The 17,273-nt window shown below is 57.9% G+C and carries 17 protein-coding genes and 2 riboswitches; of the genes, 9 read left to right on the forward strand and 8 right to left on the reverse strand.

What is annotated here, in order from left to right:
* Positions 1-25: 25 nt before the first annotated feature.
* A complete protein-coding gene (locus QMG40_RS09500; protein ID WP_283530790.1) occupies positions 26-361 on the forward strand; it encodes a YnfA family protein in 336 nt (111 codons plus the stop codon).
* A 24-nt stretch (positions 362-385) separates the two neighbouring features.
* A complete protein-coding gene (locus tag QMG40_RS09505) occupies positions 386-808 on the forward strand; it encodes an NUDIX hydrolase (protein ID WP_283530791.1) in 423 nt (140 codons plus the stop codon).
* Positions 809-864: 56 nt separating this feature from the next.
* Here QMG40_RS09505 and QMG40_RS09510 read toward each other — a convergent pair whose 3' ends face one another.
* Complete coding sequence (locus tag QMG40_RS09510) at positions 865-2,766, reverse strand: ABC transporter ATP-binding protein (RefSeq protein WP_283530792.1); 1,902 nt, start codon at positions 2,764-2,766, stop codon at positions 865-867.
* A 342-nt stretch (positions 2,767-3,108) separates the two neighbouring features.
* Here QMG40_RS09510 and QMG40_RS09515 point away from each other — a divergent pair, with 342 nt between their 5' ends.
* From QMG40_RS09515 to QMG40_RS09540, 6 genes are all read left to right on the forward strand, one after another.
* Complete coding sequence (locus tag QMG40_RS09515) at positions 3,109-3,927, forward strand: amino acid ABC transporter substrate-binding protein (RefSeq protein ID WP_283530793.1); 819 nt, start codon at positions 3,109-3,111, stop codon at positions 3,925-3,927.
* Positions 3,928-3,953: 26 nt separating this feature from the next.
* Entirely contained in the window at positions 3,954-4,613 is a 660-nt protein-coding gene (locus tag QMG40_RS09520; protein WP_283530794.1) for an amino acid ABC transporter permease, read from the forward strand.
* On the forward strand, positions 4,600-5,448 hold the full coding sequence (locus QMG40_RS09525) for an amino acid ABC transporter ATP-binding protein (RefSeq protein ID WP_283530795.1): 849 nt from the start codon (positions 4,600-4,602) through the stop codon (positions 5,446-5,448). Before QMG40_RS09520 ends, QMG40_RS09525 begins: the two co-directional genes overlap by 14 nt.
* Before the next feature lie 219 nt (positions 5,449-5,667).
* A complete protein-coding gene (locus tag QMG40_RS09530) occupies positions 5,668-6,528 on the forward strand; it encodes a hypothetical protein (RefSeq protein ID WP_283530796.1) in 861 nt (286 codons plus the stop codon).
* Entirely contained in the window at positions 6,525-7,973 is a 1,449-nt protein-coding gene (locus QMG40_RS09535; protein WP_283530797.1) for a WXG100 family type VII secretion target, read from the forward strand. The genes QMG40_RS09530 and QMG40_RS09535 overlap by 4 nt, the downstream gene beginning before the upstream one ends.
* A gap of 45 nt (positions 7,974-8,018) precedes the next feature.
* On the forward strand, positions 8,019-8,387 hold the full coding sequence (locus tag QMG40_RS09540) for a hypothetical protein (protein WP_283530798.1): 369 nt from the start codon (positions 8,019-8,021) through the stop codon (positions 8,385-8,387).
* Here QMG40_RS09540 and fdhD read toward each other — a convergent pair.
* Positions 8,384-9,217, reverse strand: coding sequence for a formate dehydrogenase accessory sulfurtransferase FdhD (gene fdhD / locus QMG40_RS09545; RefSeq protein ID WP_283530799.1), 834 nt, complete (start codon positions 9,215-9,217; stop codon positions 8,384-8,386). The two genes, QMG40_RS09540 and fdhD, sit on opposite strands and share 4 nt — an antisense overlap.
* Positions 9,218-9,282: 65 nt before the next feature.
* Between fdhD and QMG40_RS09550 the strand changes: the two genes are divergently transcribed.
* Positions 9,283-11,616, forward strand: a complete 2,334-nt coding sequence (locus QMG40_RS09550; protein WP_283530800.1) for an FdhF/YdeP family oxidoreductase — start codon at positions 9,283-9,285, stop codon at positions 11,614-11,616.
* Between the two features lie 75 nt (positions 11,617-11,691).
* Here the strand turns inward: QMG40_RS09550 and QMG40_RS09555 are convergent, their stop codons facing one another.
* From QMG40_RS09555 to QMG40_RS09580, 6 genes are all read right to left on the reverse strand, one after another.
* The gene (locus tag QMG40_RS09555) at positions 11,692-12,957 is read right to left on the reverse strand and encodes a molybdopterin molybdotransferase MoeA (protein ID WP_283530801.1); all 1,266 of its coding nucleotides are present in this window, start codon (positions 12,955-12,957) and stop codon (positions 11,692-11,694) included.
* Positions 12,958-12,967: 10 nt separating this feature from the next.
* The gene (locus QMG40_RS09560; RefSeq protein WP_283530802.1) at positions 12,968-13,276 is read right to left on the reverse strand and encodes a DUF6457 domain-containing protein; all 309 of its coding nucleotides are present in this window, start codon (positions 13,274-13,276) and stop codon (positions 12,968-12,970) included.
* 3 nt (positions 13,277-13,279) lie between these two features.
* On the reverse strand, positions 13,280-13,927 hold the full coding sequence (locus QMG40_RS09565; protein WP_283530803.1) for an NTP transferase domain-containing protein: 648 nt from the start codon (positions 13,925-13,927) through the stop codon (positions 13,280-13,282).
* A gap of 157 nt (positions 13,928-14,084) precedes the next feature.
* A complete protein-coding gene (locus tag QMG40_RS09570; protein ID WP_283530804.1) occupies positions 14,085-14,873 on the reverse strand; it encodes an NlpC/P60 family protein in 789 nt (262 codons plus the stop codon).
* A gap of 4 nt (positions 14,874-14,877) precedes the next feature.
* A riboswitch (cyclic di-AMP (ydaO/yuaA leader) is annotated at positions 14,878-15,085 on the reverse strand.
* A gap of 142 nt (positions 15,086-15,227) precedes the next feature.
* Positions 15,228-16,043, reverse strand: coding sequence for a M23 family metallopeptidase (locus tag QMG40_RS09575; protein ID WP_283530805.1), 816 nt, complete (start codon positions 16,041-16,043; stop codon positions 15,228-15,230).
* A 4-nt stretch (positions 16,044-16,047) separates the two neighbouring features.
* Positions 16,048-16,267, reverse strand: a riboswitch (cyclic di-AMP (ydaO/yuaA leader).
* A 140-nt stretch (positions 16,268-16,407) separates the two neighbouring features.
* Positions 16,408-17,103: a metal-dependent transcriptional regulator gene (locus QMG40_RS09580; RefSeq protein WP_283530806.1), complete on the reverse strand. Its 696-nt coding sequence runs from the start codon at positions 17,101-17,103 to the stop codon at positions 16,408-16,410.
* Positions 17,104-17,273 lie beyond the last annotated feature (170 nt).

The following is a 17,273-nucleotide window of genomic DNA, read 5'->3' on the forward strand; positions in this document are numbered from 1 at the left end:
GCATAAGCGCCTGAGAGAATGAGGCATGGCCATCACTAAAACTATTGTTCTGTTCATCTTGGCTGCGGTCACTGAAATTGGTGGCGCATGGCTGGTCTGGCAGGCAGTGCGTGAAGACAAGGCCTGGTGGTGGGCGGCTCTGGGCGTGGTAGCACTTGGTGCGTACGGTTTCATCGCGGCACTTCAACCAGAGGCTAACTTCGGCCGGGTGCTGGCAGCCTACGGTGGGGTCTTCATTGCCGGATCGTTGATCTGGGCCATGATCTTCGATAAATTCATACCCGACCGCTGGGACATTATTGGCGCACTCATCGCCATCGGTGGTGTCGGCATTATCATGTTTGCACCACGGCCGGCCTAGTACGTAAAAGTGCGGATCAACAACGTGAAAAATATTCTCCACGTGTCAGCCGTCTGTCTATACGATCACGCTGGACGGCTCCTGACAGTACGTAAATCGGGCACCACAAAGTTCATGCATCCCGGCGGAAAGCCTGAGCCCGGTGAAAGCGCGGCCCAGGCTGGGTCCCGTGAAGTAGCTGAAGAAGTGGGCATCGAAATTCCTGCAGCCACGTTGGAACTTCTTGGCATCTGGAGCGGCACAGCTGCCAATGAATCCAACACTGACATTGTGGCCACGGTATTTACAGCCCCCGGCAGCTGGGACGCCGCCTCAATACACCCCTCGGCAGAAATAGCTGAGCTGCGCTGGCTGGACTTGGCGCACCTCAAAGAGGTACACGATCTTGCCCCGCTTCTAACGCAATACGTGTTGCCGATACTTACCGGCCGCGAACAGCACCCCTAATCAGGCACGGTCAGCCCGCCCGCTCCGTTACCTCACGCGCGGCTCAGCGGTAATCGCTAGCCGTCTTCAGGCACCGCCGCATCGGCAACGGCCGCTACGGCTTGAGAGAACTGGGTGTCATGAAGTTCGGCATACCGTCCACCTCGACCAATCAGCTCGTCATGGGTGCCGCGTTCAACAATGCGTCCGGCTTCCAACACCAAAATGACATCGGCGCTGCGGATAGTGGAAAGCCTGTGCGCAATGACAAGGGCAGTACGCCCTTCCAGCGCTTCACCAAGGGCCGCCTGCACGGCCGCCTCGTTCGTGGAGTCCAACGCTGCCGTGGCCTCATCCAAAATCACTACGGCAGGCTGCACAAGAAGTAGACGTGCAATGGTCAGCCGCTGACGTTCACCACCGGAAAGTCGGTACCCGCGCTCCCCCACAACCGTGTCAAGACCGTCAGGCAACGACTTGGCGAAGTCTTCCAATCGGGCCCGGTGCAGCACATCCCAAATCTGCGCATCAGTGGCGTTTGGTTGAGCCAATCTCAGGTTGGAGCGGATCGACTCGTGGAACAAGTGTCCGTCCTGGGTCACCATGCCCACCCCTGCCCGGAGACCATCGAAGGACAGATCCCGCACGTCCACGCCACCAAGCGTCACAGAGCCTGAATCGACGTCGTACAACCGCGAAAGTAGCTGGGCGATGGTAGATTTTCCCGCTCCTGAAGAACCCACAAGGGCAATGGTTTGGCCCGGTTCGGCGCGGAAGGAAATCCCGTGCAAAACATCCTCACCGCCGCGAGTGTCCAACGTGGCCACGTCCTCCAGAGACGCCAGGGAAACCTTGTCCGCAGATGGGTAGGCAAAGCGCACATCGTGGAATTCAAGGCCTACAGGTCCAGACGGCAGGGCAATGGTCTTGGACTTTTCGGCGATCAAAGGCTTCAAATCCAGGATCTCAAAGACCCGATCGAAGCTCACCAGCGCGCTCATGATGTCCACGCGGGCATTGGCCAGGGCGGTGAGCGGAGCGTAAAGGCGGGTCAACAGCAATGCCAGTACCACCACGTCGCCCGGGCTCAGTGTGCCGCCGATTGCTAGCGCGCCACCGAGGCCGTAGACGAGCGCCAGTGCCAGTGAGGAAACCAGCATCAGCGCCGTGAAGAACACAAACTGCAAGATGGCCGTGCGCACGCCAATCTCGCGGACCCTGTTAGCGCGTGAGGCAAACTCACGAGATTCCTCAGCAGGACGGCCAAACAATTTCACCAACGTGGCGCCCGGAGCGGAGAAACGCTCAGTCATCTGGGTGCTCATGTCCGCGTTCAAATCTGCTGCTTCCCGACGCAGCCCAGCCAACCGCGAGCCAAATCGGCGCGCCGGCATGAGGAAGATCGGCAGTAGCACCAGGGCCAGGACAGTCACCAGCCATGACGTGTTCAGCATGACAATCAACGTCAAAATCAGCTGGACCGAGTTGGAGACAATGCCTGAGAGCGTCCCACTAAAGGCCTGCTGGGCGCCGATGACATCGCTGTTGAGACGGCTGACAAGTGCACCTGTGCGGGTTCGGGTGAAAAATGCAATAGGCATCCGCTGTACGTGGTCAAAGACCGCCGTGCGCAAATCCAAAATGACGCCTTCGCCCAAATTCGCTGAGATCCATCGGATCACCAGCGAGAGCCCGGCGTCCAAGACGGCCACGATGGCTATCAGGACTGCCAGTTTCACCACCACATCAATAGCAGTTTTCGCCTCGATGGCATCAATAACCCGCCCCGCCAGCACCGGGGTGGCCACGGCCAGCGCAGCAGAAATCACCGACAGCACCACGAAGATCAGGAGTTTGCGGCTGTAGGGCTTGGCAAAGAGAACTGTCCGACGCAAGGTGTCTTTGGAAATTCCGCCGTTGGACTTGTCCGAGCGCATGGTGCTCCAAAGTGAGCTCCACGCAGCGCCTTCCATACTCATGCGTGTGTTCCTTAATAGTTAAGAGGGCAAGGTACAAGCTTAAACCCCTGACACAGCCAAAGAAATTCCCGGCCCTTGATTCCGCTGCGGGCGCGCGTTGGAGACTTCCTAAACAGAGAATAGAGCTTGCCTGGCAAGCGACTCCTAGGCCACCATAGAAGCGTGAGTCAACTCACCCGCTTCATAAATGAGTAACAATGGGAAATATTCCCTCTTGGTTTGAGGTTTCCCAGTGATAGCGTCCATTTATGGGCCAACCGCGACCCAACAACTTCGCGGCCTCATGGGCCTTTCATATTGAACAATCCTGAATGGTCCTGAACAGCAAAGGAACACACACCTATGAATCGTCGCAGCATTGGACTCGTTGGCCTGCTAGCCGCCACCTCTTTGGTCCTCGCCGCGTGCGGTGGCACTAGTGGCGGCGCGGACAGCGGCGCGGACAGCGGCGCGGACACGTCCCTGAGTAGCGTCAAAGATGCTGGCACGATCGTTTTTGCCACAGAGGGAACGTACAAGCCGTTCAGCTTCCACGAAGGCGGCGCTGGGGCCCTGACCGGCTACGACGTGGATGTTGCCACTGCGGTAGCCAAAAAGCTGGGTGTGGAAGCAAAATTTGAGGAAACTCAATTTGAATCCATCTTTGCCGGGCTTGAAGCCGGTCGTTTTGACGCAGTCGCCAATCAGGTCACAATCGATCCCAAGCGTCAGGAGAAGTACAGCTTTTCCACCCCGTACACTATCTCCCAGGGCGTCATTGTCACCAAGGACAGCAACACCGACATCTCCTCCTTTGATGATCTCAAAGGTAGAACAACAGCTCAGTCGCTATCAAGCAACTGGTACACGCTAGCCACCGAAAGTGGAGCCAACGTGGAGTCCGTCGAGGGGTGGGCGCAGTCCGTCTCATTGTTGAAGGATGGTCGCGTGGACGCGATCGTCAATGACAAGCTCACATTCTTAGACTACGAGGTCACCACGCCCAACTCCGGTCTAAAGATTGCCGCCACCACCAAGGAATCCTCCGAATCCGCTTTCGCCTTCCGCAAGGGCTCCACAGCCCTGACCGACGCGGTGGATACGGCCATCGCCGAGCTCAAGTCCGACGGTTCATTGGCGAAACTCAGCGAAAAGTACTTTGGCCAAGATGTCAGCCAGTAGCCCCGCCCTGAAGCGGGAGGCCCGCCATGGACTTTGATCTGTTTTGGAGTTCCCTTGGCCCCCTGCTGTTGGGAGCCATTCAAGGCACCATCCCACTGGCCCTGGCCTCCTTCGCGCTGGGGTTGGTGATAGCCCTTGTCATCGCGATCATGCGCATCAGCCCTAACAAGTTGGCCAACACGGTGGGACGGGTATACATCTCGCTTGTCCGCGGAACTCCACTGCTGGTCCAGCTATTCGTGATCTTCTACGGCCTGCCGGCCATTGGGGTGAAGATTGACCCCTGGCCCAGTGCGATTATCGCCTTCTCGCTAAATGTGGGTGGTTATGCCGCAGAAATTATTCGGGCCGCCATCCTCTCGGTACCTCGCGGCCAGTGGGAAGCCGGGCACATGATTGGCATGACCCGCAATCAAGCCTTGCTGCGGATTATCCTTCCCCAAGCCGCCCGTGTTTCCGTCCCACCGCTGTCCAACACCTTCATTTCGCTGGTTAAGGACACCTCCCTGGCCTCACTAATCCTTGTGACCGAGTTGTTCCGAGTTGCCCAGCAAGTGGCGGCTTTCAGCAGGGAATTCATGCTGCTCTATCTTGAAGCGGCACTCATTTACTGGGTCATCTGCCTTGTTCTTTCAACGGCCCAGACCAGTGTGGAAAAGAGGTTGGACCGCTATGTCGCCCACTGATATGCCACCCACTGGCATCTCCGCCGCCGGCCCTGTGCTTGCCGTGCGCGGCCTCAGCAAGTCCTTCGGCACCAACCAAGTGCTCCGTGGCATCGATTTGGAGGTACCGCGCGGGAAGGTGGTGGCCCTGATTGGCCCATCCGGTTCAGGCAAGACCACCATTCTGCGGTCCCTGAACGGACTAGAAATCCCCGACGCCGGAACCGTCACCGTGGGAGCGCGGGACACACCAGCTACAAGCCGCCAAGGCGCAGAAAAACCGTTGAGCGTTGACTTTGGCGGAACTGCACCGTCCAAGAAGGAGCGGGCCAGGGCGCTGTCCGCCCTGCGCGACCGCAGCGCCATGGTGTTCCAGCAATACAACCTTTTCCCTCATATGACAGTGCTGGAAAATGTCATTGAGGGTCCAGTTCAGGTGCAAAAGCGGCCCCGTGCCGAGGCCGTGGCGGAGGCGGAGTCGTTGCTGGCGCGAGTGGGGATGCTGGAGAAGAAGGACGCCCACCCCTTTGAGCTATCTGGCGGACAGCAGCAACGCGTTGGTATTGTTCGGGCGCTGGCCTTGAGGCCGCAGCTGTTGCTCTTCGACGAGCCAACCTCTTCGCTGGACCCAGAGTTGGTTGACGAGGTTTTGGCTGTCATCCAGGAACTAGCCGAGGAAGGTTGGACCATGGTGATAGTTACCCATGAGTTGGCCTTCGCCCGTCAAACAGCCGACGAGGTGGTCTTTATGGACGGCGGCGTTGTGGTTGAACGAGGACCGGCCAGCCAGGTACTGCGCAACCCGAAAGAAGAACGCACGCAGGCGTTTGTCCGGCGACTCCTGCACGAAACCTAACCCGCCCCTGCCGAGGTTGGAGATAACAACACCTCGCCCCCGCCGACGTTGGAGATAAACCTCAACGGAGGGTTCGGGTTTATCTCCAACCTCGGCGGGGGAAGGGGAGCGGGGCTGGGCAGGGAATGGGCAGCTCACCCCATCGCTATCAAAGCGGCGGTGGCGTAGCTTGGTACAAAGTTGATTCATTTCCAGTCCAACCTGCAGCAGGGGAATTTCATGACCAACCCAGCCACACCTCGCCCAATCGTTTTGCGCCGTGTCCAGCTCAGTACCGCCGCATGGCAGCTCCTCTGCGAATCAACCAGCACCACGCTTGGGTTGGAGACCCCAGCGAGCGCACAAGCCCCTGATGCTCCTAACACCCCAGCTGAACTTAGTACAGAAGCCGCAGCGGCTGCGTGGGATGAGCTAAATGCGCTTGACATGTCCCCGGCACCAGGTGAGGTCAAACGTCAGTGGACGGGCGCCGTCGCACTTCTTCTCACTGCGCCGATTACTATCACTGCCCGAGCAAGCTACCAGGGAGTCAGTACAACCAGTGTTCTTGGTTTGCGCGCCGGGCGCGGTCTGGCCGCCCACCAACGGCATCTATCCGAAAGCGGGGAGAAGGGCACAGTCATAACCGGCAGCGAAGACAGCATGGAAATCACGCTCTTCGACGAAGAGAACGTATGGGGTGCGGCGGCGCGTCTTCTGCCGCCCCTTAAGGTGATCCAGGCGGGCGCGAAGGCGGCGCCCTTGAACTCGGAGCCGACGCTGGTGGTGGGCCCGGACAGTGATCCTGGCGCATTGCCACAAGCGGCCGCCGCCCTAATCAATGACGAGGACGCCAACGTCACTCTCAGCGTTGTCACGGCAAAGGAAGGGCTGCCCTCTCGGATCTGGGCTGGTATGTGGACGGTCAAGGACGAGCAGCTCTTTTCAGTGACAAGCGGCACCGAAGCCGCTCCTGAATTACGTCTGACCGAAGTTCCAGCCGGACACATTGCCAATGAACTTCTCTTCGCCGTGGTGGGCGCACATGACGCCCTGACAGCGGCAGCAAATGCCCCAACAGGGACGGATAAGAGACAATGAGCGCCGGAATGTACGGACTTGACCCGCAAGACTGCCACGATCTGGCGAAGCTCCTGAAAAATTCGGCACACCAGCTGGAGCGCACCGGGGCTCAGCTAAACCAGACTGTCACCCGCACTGGTTGGCAGGGACCTGACAGCCAACGGTTCCGATCACAATGGCCGGGGAACCGCACCCGTTTGAATCAAACCGCCAAGGACCTGGAAGACATTGCAACAGTGGTGCTTCGCGAGATTGCTGAGCAGGAACGAGCTAGCTCCGTCAATGCTGGTGGCGGGAGTCTCTGGGACGGCCTGGTCGATGCCGGCAAGGGCTTATGGGACGATTTCACGGACGGGGTCGGTAGCGCAATAGACACTGTTGGGGACGGTTTGGGCTGGTTGGGTGCTCATGCTGAGGGCAACTTCACCCAGGCCACGGGCACCTTCCTGACCAACCTGAACCACCTTGGCAATATGGGTCTTGATATTTTCTCAGGTAATCCCCCGTCAGTGTCCGGGCTGTTTGCCCAGATTGTTCTGACCGGCGGCTCCGGAGCCAATTCGCTCTTCGTGCAAAGCACTGGCGGGCTCCTGAACATGCACCTTTTCGATGACGGATCGCCCTTAGTTGGCGACCCTCAAGACATCCCGCAGAGTTCCAAGAACCCCCTGCAAATGCCAACCTCCGTTGCCTCCATTTTTGGAAGCGTTGAAGACGCCTACGCCATGGCTGATGTTCCTGGGACCGAGGACGGCGACATCCGAATCATCAGCGTAAAACAAGATGACGATTCGGTTGCCTACATTGTTAACATTCCAGGAACGGAACAATGGGGTCCTACCGGCAGTGGTCAGGCGCGGGACCTCACCAGTAACTTGATGCTGGTGGCCGGCCAATCAACCACAGCGCAGCAGGACATTGTCCTTGCCATGGAACGGGCTGGTATTCCCGCGGGGGCACCCGTCATGCTGGCCGGTCACAGTCAGGGCGGCATGTTGGCCGCCCAATTGGGATCAGATCAAGAATTTTTAGCCCAATACAACGTCACCAACATCATGACCGTTGGGTCTCCGATCGACACCTCCTCCATTGATCCCGGGATCAATGTGCTCGCAGCCGCACATGAGGGCGATCTGGTGCCTAAACTTGATTTGGGTGGAGTAGATACGCATCTGTCCATGCCCGGCACCCCCTCCAACACCACAGTTGTCACCATGGATGATCCACCCCGAGACACTTTGGGTAATATTTTGCATTACACGCCTTCACCACTGGGGAACTCGGTTCAAAGCATCAGAGACGTCATCAATAACCACGCCACGGAAAACTACGTTTCTGATTTGAAGAACACGTCCAAATATCCTGAGCTGGCCGTCTACGAGCAAGACCCCTCAATGGCACCATTCCTCAGCGACGATCCTGAGCGAGTCACTGGTGTGGATATCCCCGTTGGCCGAAAGTAACTAGGAGTGTTTATGAAGACAGGCAGATTTAGTAGGGTTCTACTCATGGGACTTATTGCTGCACTCTTAGCCAGCTGCAGCACAGGGGCATCATTCGTCAAAGACATGGATGCTTCCCTGAGCCAGGTGGGCGACGTTGTTTCCGCACAAACGCAATACAACAACAGTGCAGGAATGAGCACTCGCATCAACGTACGCATCACTGCATCCACCCGCGCTGATCTGAATACTGTGCTGGAAGACTCCCTGCGAGCCTTCGCCAAGGCCTCCGGAAAGACCAAGGGAAACATCTCGGTGGCTTACTACGTTTTCCCCGAAGGTGCCGAAGAGGAAGGCATCCGGCCGGACAAAGTGGGTTTGGCCATCACCCCCACAGTGGATGAAATCCGCGAATATGCTAGGTCGAGCCGCTAGCCCACCCGTCCTGGATGTGTGTACACATTCATGGTGCTCCCGCGGCTGAACCCCACAAGGGTTACCCCGGAGCTACGTGCCAGCTCAACAGCCAGGGACGACGGCGCACTCACGGCCGCGAGCATCGGAACCCCTGCCATCGCGGCCTTCTGAACGAGCTCAAACGAGGCTCTCCCCGACACCTGCAGAATACTTCTAGATAACGGCAAAGTCCGTTCCCGGAACGCCGCCCCCACAACCTTGTCAACTGCGTTATGCCGTCCCACATCTTCGCGCACTATCAACAGTTCACCCTCTGGAGAAAACAAGCCGGCTGCGTGAACTCCCCCTGTTTTTTCAAACAACTTCTGCTGTTCGCGGAGAGTGTCAGGCAGCCCGGCCAGCACCGACGCCTGCGTCAATGGCGCATTGACGTCACGGCAAATGCCGAAGTGCGAAGATTTCACCACTCCGTCAATGGAGGCCGTACCGCAAATTCCGCAGGCGCTGGTGGTTGTGACGTGCCGCCGTGCTACCTCCAGGGGCAAGGCCACATCAGGGCGCAGCTGCGCCTCAACCACATTGAATGTTTGCACTCCGTTTTCATCCTCGCCAGCACAAAACCGCAGTGAAATCAGTTGCTCGGGCTCAAAGATGAGGCCTTCGGAGATAAGGAAACCTGCTACGAGGTCAAAATCGTCACCAGGGGTACGCATTGTCACAGTGAAGGATTCATGCCCCAACCGGATTTCCAGAGGCTCTTCTGCGGCCAGCGCTTCCTCCCGCACAACCCTCCTGCCATCAGTGATATCAATCTTTGTTGCCTTGACCCGTTGGATCAGCCGTCCCATGAAGTCCTCCAAAAAATATTGCGTCTAAGATCAGACTAGATCCTCCACGGCGAAGGGACCCCCTCATGGCTGGCACAGCGCCGGAAGAAAACATTGATGAGCAAAAGCTCACCATTGGCAATGTACGCAAAAAAGCTGTCGGTATCCCCGGCATCATGCACTCGATGGAAATTTCGCTAAAGCAAATGGGTCCACTACGCACAGCCCAGACACTGCTGGCGATCAACCAAAAGGATGGCTTTGACTGTCCCGGTTGCGCCTGGCCAGAAGCAGATAAGCGCCACACAGCCGAGTTCTGTGAGAATGGGGCCAAAGCGGTAGCGGAGGAAGCCACAAAAAGGCGCGTGCCGCCGTCGTTCTTTGCAGAAAATTCTGTGAGTGAGCTACGCGACTGGGACGATTTCCGGCTTGGCCAGCAAGGGCGGCTGACAGATCCGATGTTTTTAGCCGAGGGTTCCGATTACTACGTGCCCATCTCGTGGGAGCGGGCCTTGGGGTTATTGGCCGGAGAACTGTTAACCCTGGATGACCCCAACGAGGCGATCTTCTACACGTCTGGCCGCACCTCAAATGAGGCAGCGTTCCTGTACCAACTGATGGTCCGCGGGCTGGGCACAAACAACCTGCCTGACTGCTCAAATATGTGCCATGAATCCAGCGGGTCGGCGCTGAGCCAGACCATCGGTATTGGCAAGGGGTCAGTCTCCCTTGAAGACATTTACAAGTCTGAACTGATCCTAATCGCCGGACAAAACCCCGGCACCAACCACCCACGCATGCTGACTGCGCTGGAGAAGGCCAAGAAAAACGGAGCGGTGATTGTTGCCATCAACCCGCTCCCCGAAGCCGGGCTGATGCGCTTTGAGAACCCGCAGACAATTCGCGGACTGGTGGGTGGGGGCACCGCGCTGGCCGACGATTTTCTGCAAATTAAACTTGGCGGCGACCAGGCCCTTTTCCAGGGCTTGGGGAAGTTTCTCCTTGAAGAACAGCGCCGGCCGGGATCTCCCCAATTCGGCAGGGTCTTTGACACAGCTTTCATCGACGCACACACCACCGGGCTTGGCGAGTATCAAGAACAACTCGAGCAGGTCACGTGGGCGCAGATTGTCACCGCTACGGGTCTGACCGAGACGCAAATCCGAACAACCGGTGAGCGTTTATTGGCCTCCAAAGCCACTGTTGTTTGCTGGGCCATGGGGCTGACCCAACATAAACACTCAGTTGCCATGCTCCGCGACGTGGTGAACGTACTGCTATTGCAGGGCAATATCGGCAAACCAGGGGCAGGGGTGTGCCCTGTCCGCGGCCACTCAAATGTTCAGGGCGACAGAACCATGGGCATATTTGAGCGCATGCCCACATCCTTCCATGATGCCCTGGACCGCGAGTTTTCTTTTGCTTCACCCCGCCCCGATGGTTTCGATACGGTAGCCGCCATAGAGGCCATGCGGGATGGAAAAGCGCGTGTCTTTGTGGGTATGGGCGGGAACTTTGTTCGGGCCACCCCGGATTCGGATGTCACCGAAAAGGCTCTGAACAACCTTTCGCTGACTGTTCAAATTTCCACCAAACTCAACAAGTCCCACCTGATCACCGGCAGGCAGGCACTGATCCTGCCCACCCTTGGCCGCACCGAACGCGATACCCAGGCCAGCGGCGAACAACGCGTCACCGTGGAAGACTCCATGAGTGCCGTGCATGCCTCGCGCGGGCGTCTTGCTCCTGCCTCGGATAACTTGCGCTCGGAAGTAGCCATAGTGTGCCAGCTTGCCAAGCTACTTTTTGAAACGGACGACGGCGGCACGCGCCCGGGTGCCCCTCTCACCAATTGGGGCGCCCTGGCAGGGGATTACCGTTTGATTCGCGCCCACATTGCCGCGGTGGTTCCCGGATTTGAGGACTTTGAGGCGAAGATCAACAAGCCCGGCGGCTTCATTTTGCCGCATGGCCCCCGTGATTCACGGACGTTCACCACCCAGTCGGGCCTGGCCCATTTCACCGCCAATGAACTGCAATATCCGCTGGTTCCAAAGGGGCGACTGCTACTACAAACGCTGCGCTCTCACGACCAGTACAACACCACTATTTATGGCAAGGACGATCGCTACCGCGGCATCAAGAACGGTCGCCGTGTGGTGTTTGTTAACCAATCGGACCTGGATTCGCTCGGCATTGCCGATGGGTCAATGGTTGATCTGGTCTCGGAGTGGAAGGACGGCGTAGACCGTAGGGCGCCTGATTTTCGAGTGGTGGCGTATTCAACCCCGGTTGGCTGCGCGGCCGCCTATTACCCTGAAACCAACGTGCTGGTCCCCCTCGACTCCAAGGCCGATGTTAGCGGCACACCCACGTCAAAGTCAGTTGTGATCAGGTTGGAGCCGCTCACAACCCGTTGAGATTGGAGGTGATGACACCCGCTTCGTTCCTCCGGGGTGTCATCACCTCCAATCTCAACCACTAAGGGGCGGATCTCACTTCCAAGGCAGGGGCATTGCGCTAACGCTCTCCCCCATTTTGGTTCCATGCGGCGGTACAACCATGACGCCGTCGGCCATTGAAAGTCCACGCATCATGGCGGAGTCGGTGTGCACGCACGGTGATGCCAGCCCGTAAACAAGTCTGTAGGGCATGAGGCGGGTAGGCCCTGTGAATGGCTTCACGGGCGAACCACAGGCGACTTCTGTCAGCGTTGGCTGCGGCAAACTTCCCAACCTAGCCAGCAGCGGTGCGCCCAGGGTCATCAGGCCGATCATGGCCGCTAACGGATTTCCTGGCAAGCCGACGATGAAGCGCCCGTCGGGCAGTTCAGCCAACAGGGTGGGGTGTCCTGGGCGCATGGCAATCTGCGGAATGTGGAAGGTCCCGCCCATTGCGCTGATGGCCTCCCGCAGGAAGTCAGCACTTGATTTACCTGTGGCACCGGTGGTGATGATGACATCAGCTGGATCATCCTCGTCATCCAGAAGTGCTGCAAGCATCGAGTTCAGGGTGTCCCCTGCGCGCTGCAATCCAACAACAGTGCCACCCAGCATGGTGACAACAGCTCCGAGCTGGGGGGAAAATGCGTCGCGCACAAAGCCCGGTGCCGGGATTCCGGAGAGCACAACTTCATCGCCGGTCAGGACAATTTTTACTGCCGGTTTTCCAAGCACGTGAAGCTCATCCAGACCACCAAGGGCCGCCAGGGAAACGTGAGCCGGGTTCAAGGTTGTCCCTGCAGATATCAGGCGTTCACCGGCTTCTGCTTCCTGCCCAACTGGCCGAATATGCTGGGAGTTTTTTGGTTCGCCGGGACGGGCAGCATCCCCGCGAACCAGAACCGGTAGACCGTCGTCATCGATGGATAGTTTGGCGGCCTCACTACGTAAAACCGATTTGGCGCCGCGAGGAATCAAGCCGCCTGTGAGTATAGGGACCGCTTGCCCCGGAGCCAGGCTGTCCCCCTTTTTAGCAATGATCCACGGCGGACTGCCAGCAACAGCCCACCCGTCCATGGCTGATGATGCGTAATGGGGCATGGCATGACGAGCTAAAACATCTGTGGCAAGGATCCGTCCCACGGCTTCCGCCAGCGGAACCGTGTGCGCTGCCAGCGGCACAGCGACGTCCCACGCTTTCTCGCGGGCCTGGTGCCATGTGTGCGGCAAAATAATAGCGGTTGTCGCGGAGGCACTCTCCTCCACCGGGACGCTCTCAGCAGGGCTCTGTTCGGCATTTGCCGCTCCAGTGTGTTCCACGATGGTGATGCTATTTACCGGTGGCTGTTTCGGCGCTGCCCTCAACGGGCCCTGGTGCCTGCTGCGCCGCAAGCTCCTTGGCCATTCCCAACGCTGCCTTCATGGCCGCATCCTCGCTGGCCTGGCCTGATCCGGCAGCCAGCCCAGCGGCCAGCCCAGCCACAAAAGTTGTTAATGGGGCTGCCGGACGCACGATTGAGTGGGCGGCCACCCCGGCCACGTTCAAGACGGCATGGATGTCTACGTCAATATCGGCAATCTCAAAGGCCTCTAGCAGCTTTTGCGTCCAAACCTTCAAGATCTCGTCTTGATTTTCCACGTGCTAACCTTTCGCATCCGGTGGCCCCGCAACGATCCCTTGCGCGCGGGCGTCCTCCCAAGTATCTATATCTGCCGTCAGACCCGCGGGCATGACACAGTCGTTGATCTTTACAGTAGCAAGCAAGGAGAAAACTGACGCGTTCTCTAGCCGGTGCGCCGCTCGCGCCGCCGCGACCGCAGCCCGAAGGGAAGCCAAGGGGTAGATCGCGGCCAACGGCTGTTTGCGCCCCCCTGTCACGGCCATGACACCTTGATCTTCATTGCATCGCCTCAACGCTGACAGCAGCAACCGCACAACTTCACTGGCGTGGGGCATATCGCAAGCCAGGATCAACACATGGTTGGAGCCGGACGCATCGCCGCTGCGCTCTTCCAAAACTGCCAGACCGGCCGCAATACCCGCGGCGGGACCTGCATACGGGGGGTCCTCTTGCACAGTGACTACAAAATTACGCTGCTGCGATCCAGCAAGCCAGCCAACTACCTTCTCCACAGGGCCTACGACGGCGATCATCGACGGGGGAGTCATCGCTTGTACCGCTGCATCGAGGGTGCGCACCAGCAGGGTCTGCCCATCTCGCATGAGCCCTGCCTTGGGGACACCGCCGAGTCTTTTCGATAAACCCCCGGCCAGGATCACTGCTTGCATGCTCTGCGCATTCTGTTCTTTAAGATGTCCATGGAGCCATGCTAACTGGCTGCTGGTAGATGCCGCTGAGATGGGTTCAAGCACGAGAACGGCAAAAAGAAGAGCTTAAAACAATGAACCCCGTCCGTGGACGGGGTTCATTGGGCAAAAATGTTCTTTAGTGACCCATCGCGATGAAGACAGGACCTGAGCCTACGTTGGCAGAGAATACGGCTGTTGTGAAGCCGTTCCATCCACCGTGTACGGCCTGGCCGTTGCCAATGTAAACAGCGATGTGGGCAAGGCCCGCGCCACCGTCTGCGTAGTAGATCAAGTCACCTGGCTGGGCTTCGGCAGCAGAAACCGTGCGGCCCAAGCTCAAGTAACCAGCGGGCCAGCCGTGGAAGTTAATTCCTGCGGCAGCCAAAGAGTTGCTGGCTAGCGCTGTGCAATCCTGTGCAACACCAAGCTGGGCAAGTGCGGCGCTGGCGATGGTGGCGCCAATCCCACTCTTTGCAACAGGTGCGGGTGCTTCTTCAGGAGTATTTGTAGTTACGGTCGGAGCAGCTGCTGGTGCAACTTCCGCGGCCGGAGCAACATTTGTTGCTGGTGTTGCAACAACCTCGTTGCTCTGTGCCTCTACAACTACCGGCTCAACATAAGCCGGGGCAGAGGTGATGGAGGGAGTGGCGAATGAAATCTTCACCGTTGATGCTGCCGTGATAGCGGAAGCAAGTTCCGTGTTCAAGGACAACGTCGTAGCACCGTCAGAAGCACGCTCCACAGTGGGAGTTGCCGCGTTTGCTGCGATGCCGGATGTCAATACCAGACCAGAAGCTGCTGCGATTACGGCGGCCTGACGGCCAACTCCGCCGACGTTAGAGCTGACGGCTTTCGTAAGGCTGGAGATCGAGCTGGTCTTAACAACCTCGGCGCGGTGGCGCCCGAGGGCAGTGTTTGAAGCCAAGAAGGATTCCTCTCCCAAAGCCTGCGAGGTAAGCTGTCGGATTCGGATGGGAGTCACCCGGCCGCTCCACGTTCACACATCTAAAGAATCATTTCTTTATTTGTGACTAAACGCTTCGCGGCTTCACCCCTAGGACTTTTGCTTGACGCGAAGTCCGATTATTGGTTCCCCCGCCCCTGCCAGACGATTGATACGAACGGACCATGAGTAGTGGCAGAGCTAGGCAATCGACTCACGGACGCTGACTTGATTCGAAGTCGGCGCGATTACGACGGTACAACAGATTTTTCCCAATGTCACGTTCAGGTCACGGTCTTGTGACTAAAACGTAACTAAATGCCCCCTGTGGAGGAATTAAAGCCAGCCCATGGGGTCAACTGGTTCGTCATTGATGATTACTTCAAAGTGCAAATGGGGCCCTGTAGAGGCGCCCGTGGAGCCGCTGAAGCCCACAAGCTCTCCGCGCTCAACATGCTGGCCAACCTTCACGGCATTGGCGCTCATGTGGTTGTAGGACGTTGAAAGTCCATTGCCATGATCCACCACTACGCGGTTGCCGCCGCCATACTGGTGCCAGCCCGAGAATGTCACTGTGCCGCCGGCCGCTGCAAGTACTTCGTTGCCGCTGGCTACGGCAAAGTCCTGGCCCGTGTGCTGTTCACCCATCTGCCCGGTGATGGGACTGATGCGCCCACCGAAGGGCGAGCTTGTCACCAGGTTTTTCAGTGGTGCGCCAAGAGTTCCCTTGGCTGCCTGCGGGGTGACATTGGAGGCGTTTACCTTCAGGGTCTCCTTGAGCATGCCATCAGGATTCAGGGCACTGGCAACCTCGGGTGAGGCAAACGTGATGGGGATTTCCGCACCCGCCGTGACAGCAGCCTCCACTGATACCGCAGAGGAGGCAACAGTATCAATTTGGTGAGCGTCAAGGGCTTGGGCGGAAGGCAGAGTGACAGCCAGAACCAGGCCGGTGGCAGCCATAGCCATGCCAACTCTTTGGCCAGCTCCACTTGCCGCATGAACACGCAGCAGGTGGGCGACCGAAATATTTGAGGGTGAACTTAAACGCTCTGCAGCAATTGCTTCGCGGCGGGTTCCCGGTGTGGAAACAAGCTCGTGAGTTACCGACGGTGACGCGCGACGACGTCCCCGCTGTTTAACTTCTGACACTAAAGACCTCTCTGTAAAACACCTGCGAAGTTAGCTGTCGGATTCGGATCAGAGAGTAAAACTTTTGATCCGGCCCATGCTCTTGGCACACTTTTATGCGTGGCACTCTCCAAAGAGATTGGGCCAGAATGGTGTGTTGCTTTCGAATGTGGGCTTCACCCCAAGGCAGACTGGATTGTCTGCCGAATGTGGTTCCCCCGCCCCTGCCACAGTGATTGCCGCCCATTGTGCGAAGGCAAGGTTCGGTGTCGCACAATGGTAACGCTTTGATTACGGCGTTGAAATAATACTATACGGTACGACCGGCAAACGTAACAATTTCGTTACCTAGCTTGTCAATAATTTTTACTCAGACCATGGAACTCTAGCTCATTGCAACGAAGACGTGTGAAGCAACTTCAGGCGGCAGTTCCAGGGCTCCTTCAATACCAGGGACGCGGACGGAGACGTACTCCCCCACCTGGGCCAATGAAATTCGCGCTCCGGGGCGCAAGCCGCCTTCATCGAGCTGAAGCAACAGCTCCGGCTCAACCTGGATGCGTTCAGAAAGTCTGTGGATCACAACCTGCTGTCCGGGGGAATACGTTGACATGGCCTCTACGAGGGTGACGAGCCCGGCTGCAAATTGCGGCGCAACTTCACCCCCCAGCTCCTCTAACCCCGGAATCGGATTTCCGTAGGGTGACTCATTGGGACGGCCAAGTAAGTCAAACAGTCGCTGCTCAACCCTTTCGCTCATCACGTGTTCCCAGCGGCAAGCCTCCTCATGGACGTAAGCCCAATCAAGACCAATCACATCAGCAAGGAGCCTTTCAGCCAGCCGGTGCTTGCGCATCACGCGGGTAGCCTTGTCCCTACCGACAGGTGTGAGCTCTAAATGCCTATCCCCAGAGACTACAACCAAGCCGTCGCGCTCCATACGGCCAATGGTTTGTGAGACGGTGGGGCCCGAATGGTGAAGACGTTCGGCAATGCGTGCCCGCAGTGCCACGATGTTCTCTTCCTCCAGCTCAAGGATGGTCCGCAAATACATTTCGGTCGTGTCAATCAGATCAGCCACGTCAGCATCCTCCTGTTATAGGGCGAGTTTGGAGCAAGGACTTTTATCTCTACGTTAGCCTGATTGCAGCGATCCCGAGAATCCATGTATTTGATTATGGACCCGAGTGCGGGCCTAAGAATATTTCGTTGCAACAGGTCATTTTTCCGCTGAGCCCGGTTCTACGGCAG

Origin of the sequence: Arthrobacter antibioticus, from assembly GCF_030063205.1 — a bacterium.
GTDB lineage: Bacteria > Actinomycetota > Actinomycetes > Actinomycetales > Micrococcaceae > Specibacter.

Coding starts and splice junctions, on each gene's coding strand:
- QMG40_RS09500 (WP_283530790.1), top strand. CDS start 26: ATGGCCATCACTAAAACTATTGTTCTGTTCATCTTGGCTGCGGTCACT.
- QMG40_RS09520 (WP_283530794.1), top strand. CDS start 3,954: ATGGACTTTGATCTGTTTTGGAGTTCCCTTGGCCCCCTGCTGTTGGGA.
- QMG40_RS09530 (WP_283530796.1), top strand. CDS start 5,668: ATGACCAACCCAGCCACACCTCGCCCAATCGTTTTGCGCCGTGTCCAG.
- QMG40_RS09525 (WP_283530795.1), top strand. CDS start 4,600: ATGTCGCCCACTGATATGCCACCCACTGGCATCTCCGCCGCCGGCCCT.
- QMG40_RS09540 (WP_283530798.1), top strand. CDS start 8,019: ATGGGACTTATTGCTGCACTCTTAGCCAGCTGCAGCACAGGGGCATCA.
- QMG40_RS09565 (WP_283530803.1), bottom strand. CDS start 13,927: ATGCAAGCAGTGATCCTGGCCGGGGGTTTATCGAAAAGACTCGGCGGT.
- QMG40_RS09535 (WP_283530797.1), top strand. CDS start 6,525: ATGAGCGCCGGAATGTACGGACTTGACCCGCAAGACTGCCACGATCTG.
- QMG40_RS09515 (WP_283530793.1), top strand. CDS start 3,109: ATGAATCGTCGCAGCATTGGACTCGTTGGCCTGCTAGCCGCCACCTCT.
- QMG40_RS09510 (WP_283530792.1), bottom strand. CDS start 2,766: ATGAGTATGGAAGGCGCTGCGTGGAGCTCACTTTGGAGCACCATGCGC.
- QMG40_RS09550 (WP_283530800.1), top strand. CDS start 9,283: ATGGCTGGCACAGCGCCGGAAGAAAACATTGATGAGCAAAAGCTCACC.
- fdhD (WP_283530799.1), bottom strand. CDS start 9,217: ATGGGACGGCTGATCCAACGGGTCAAGGCAACAAAGATTGATATCACT.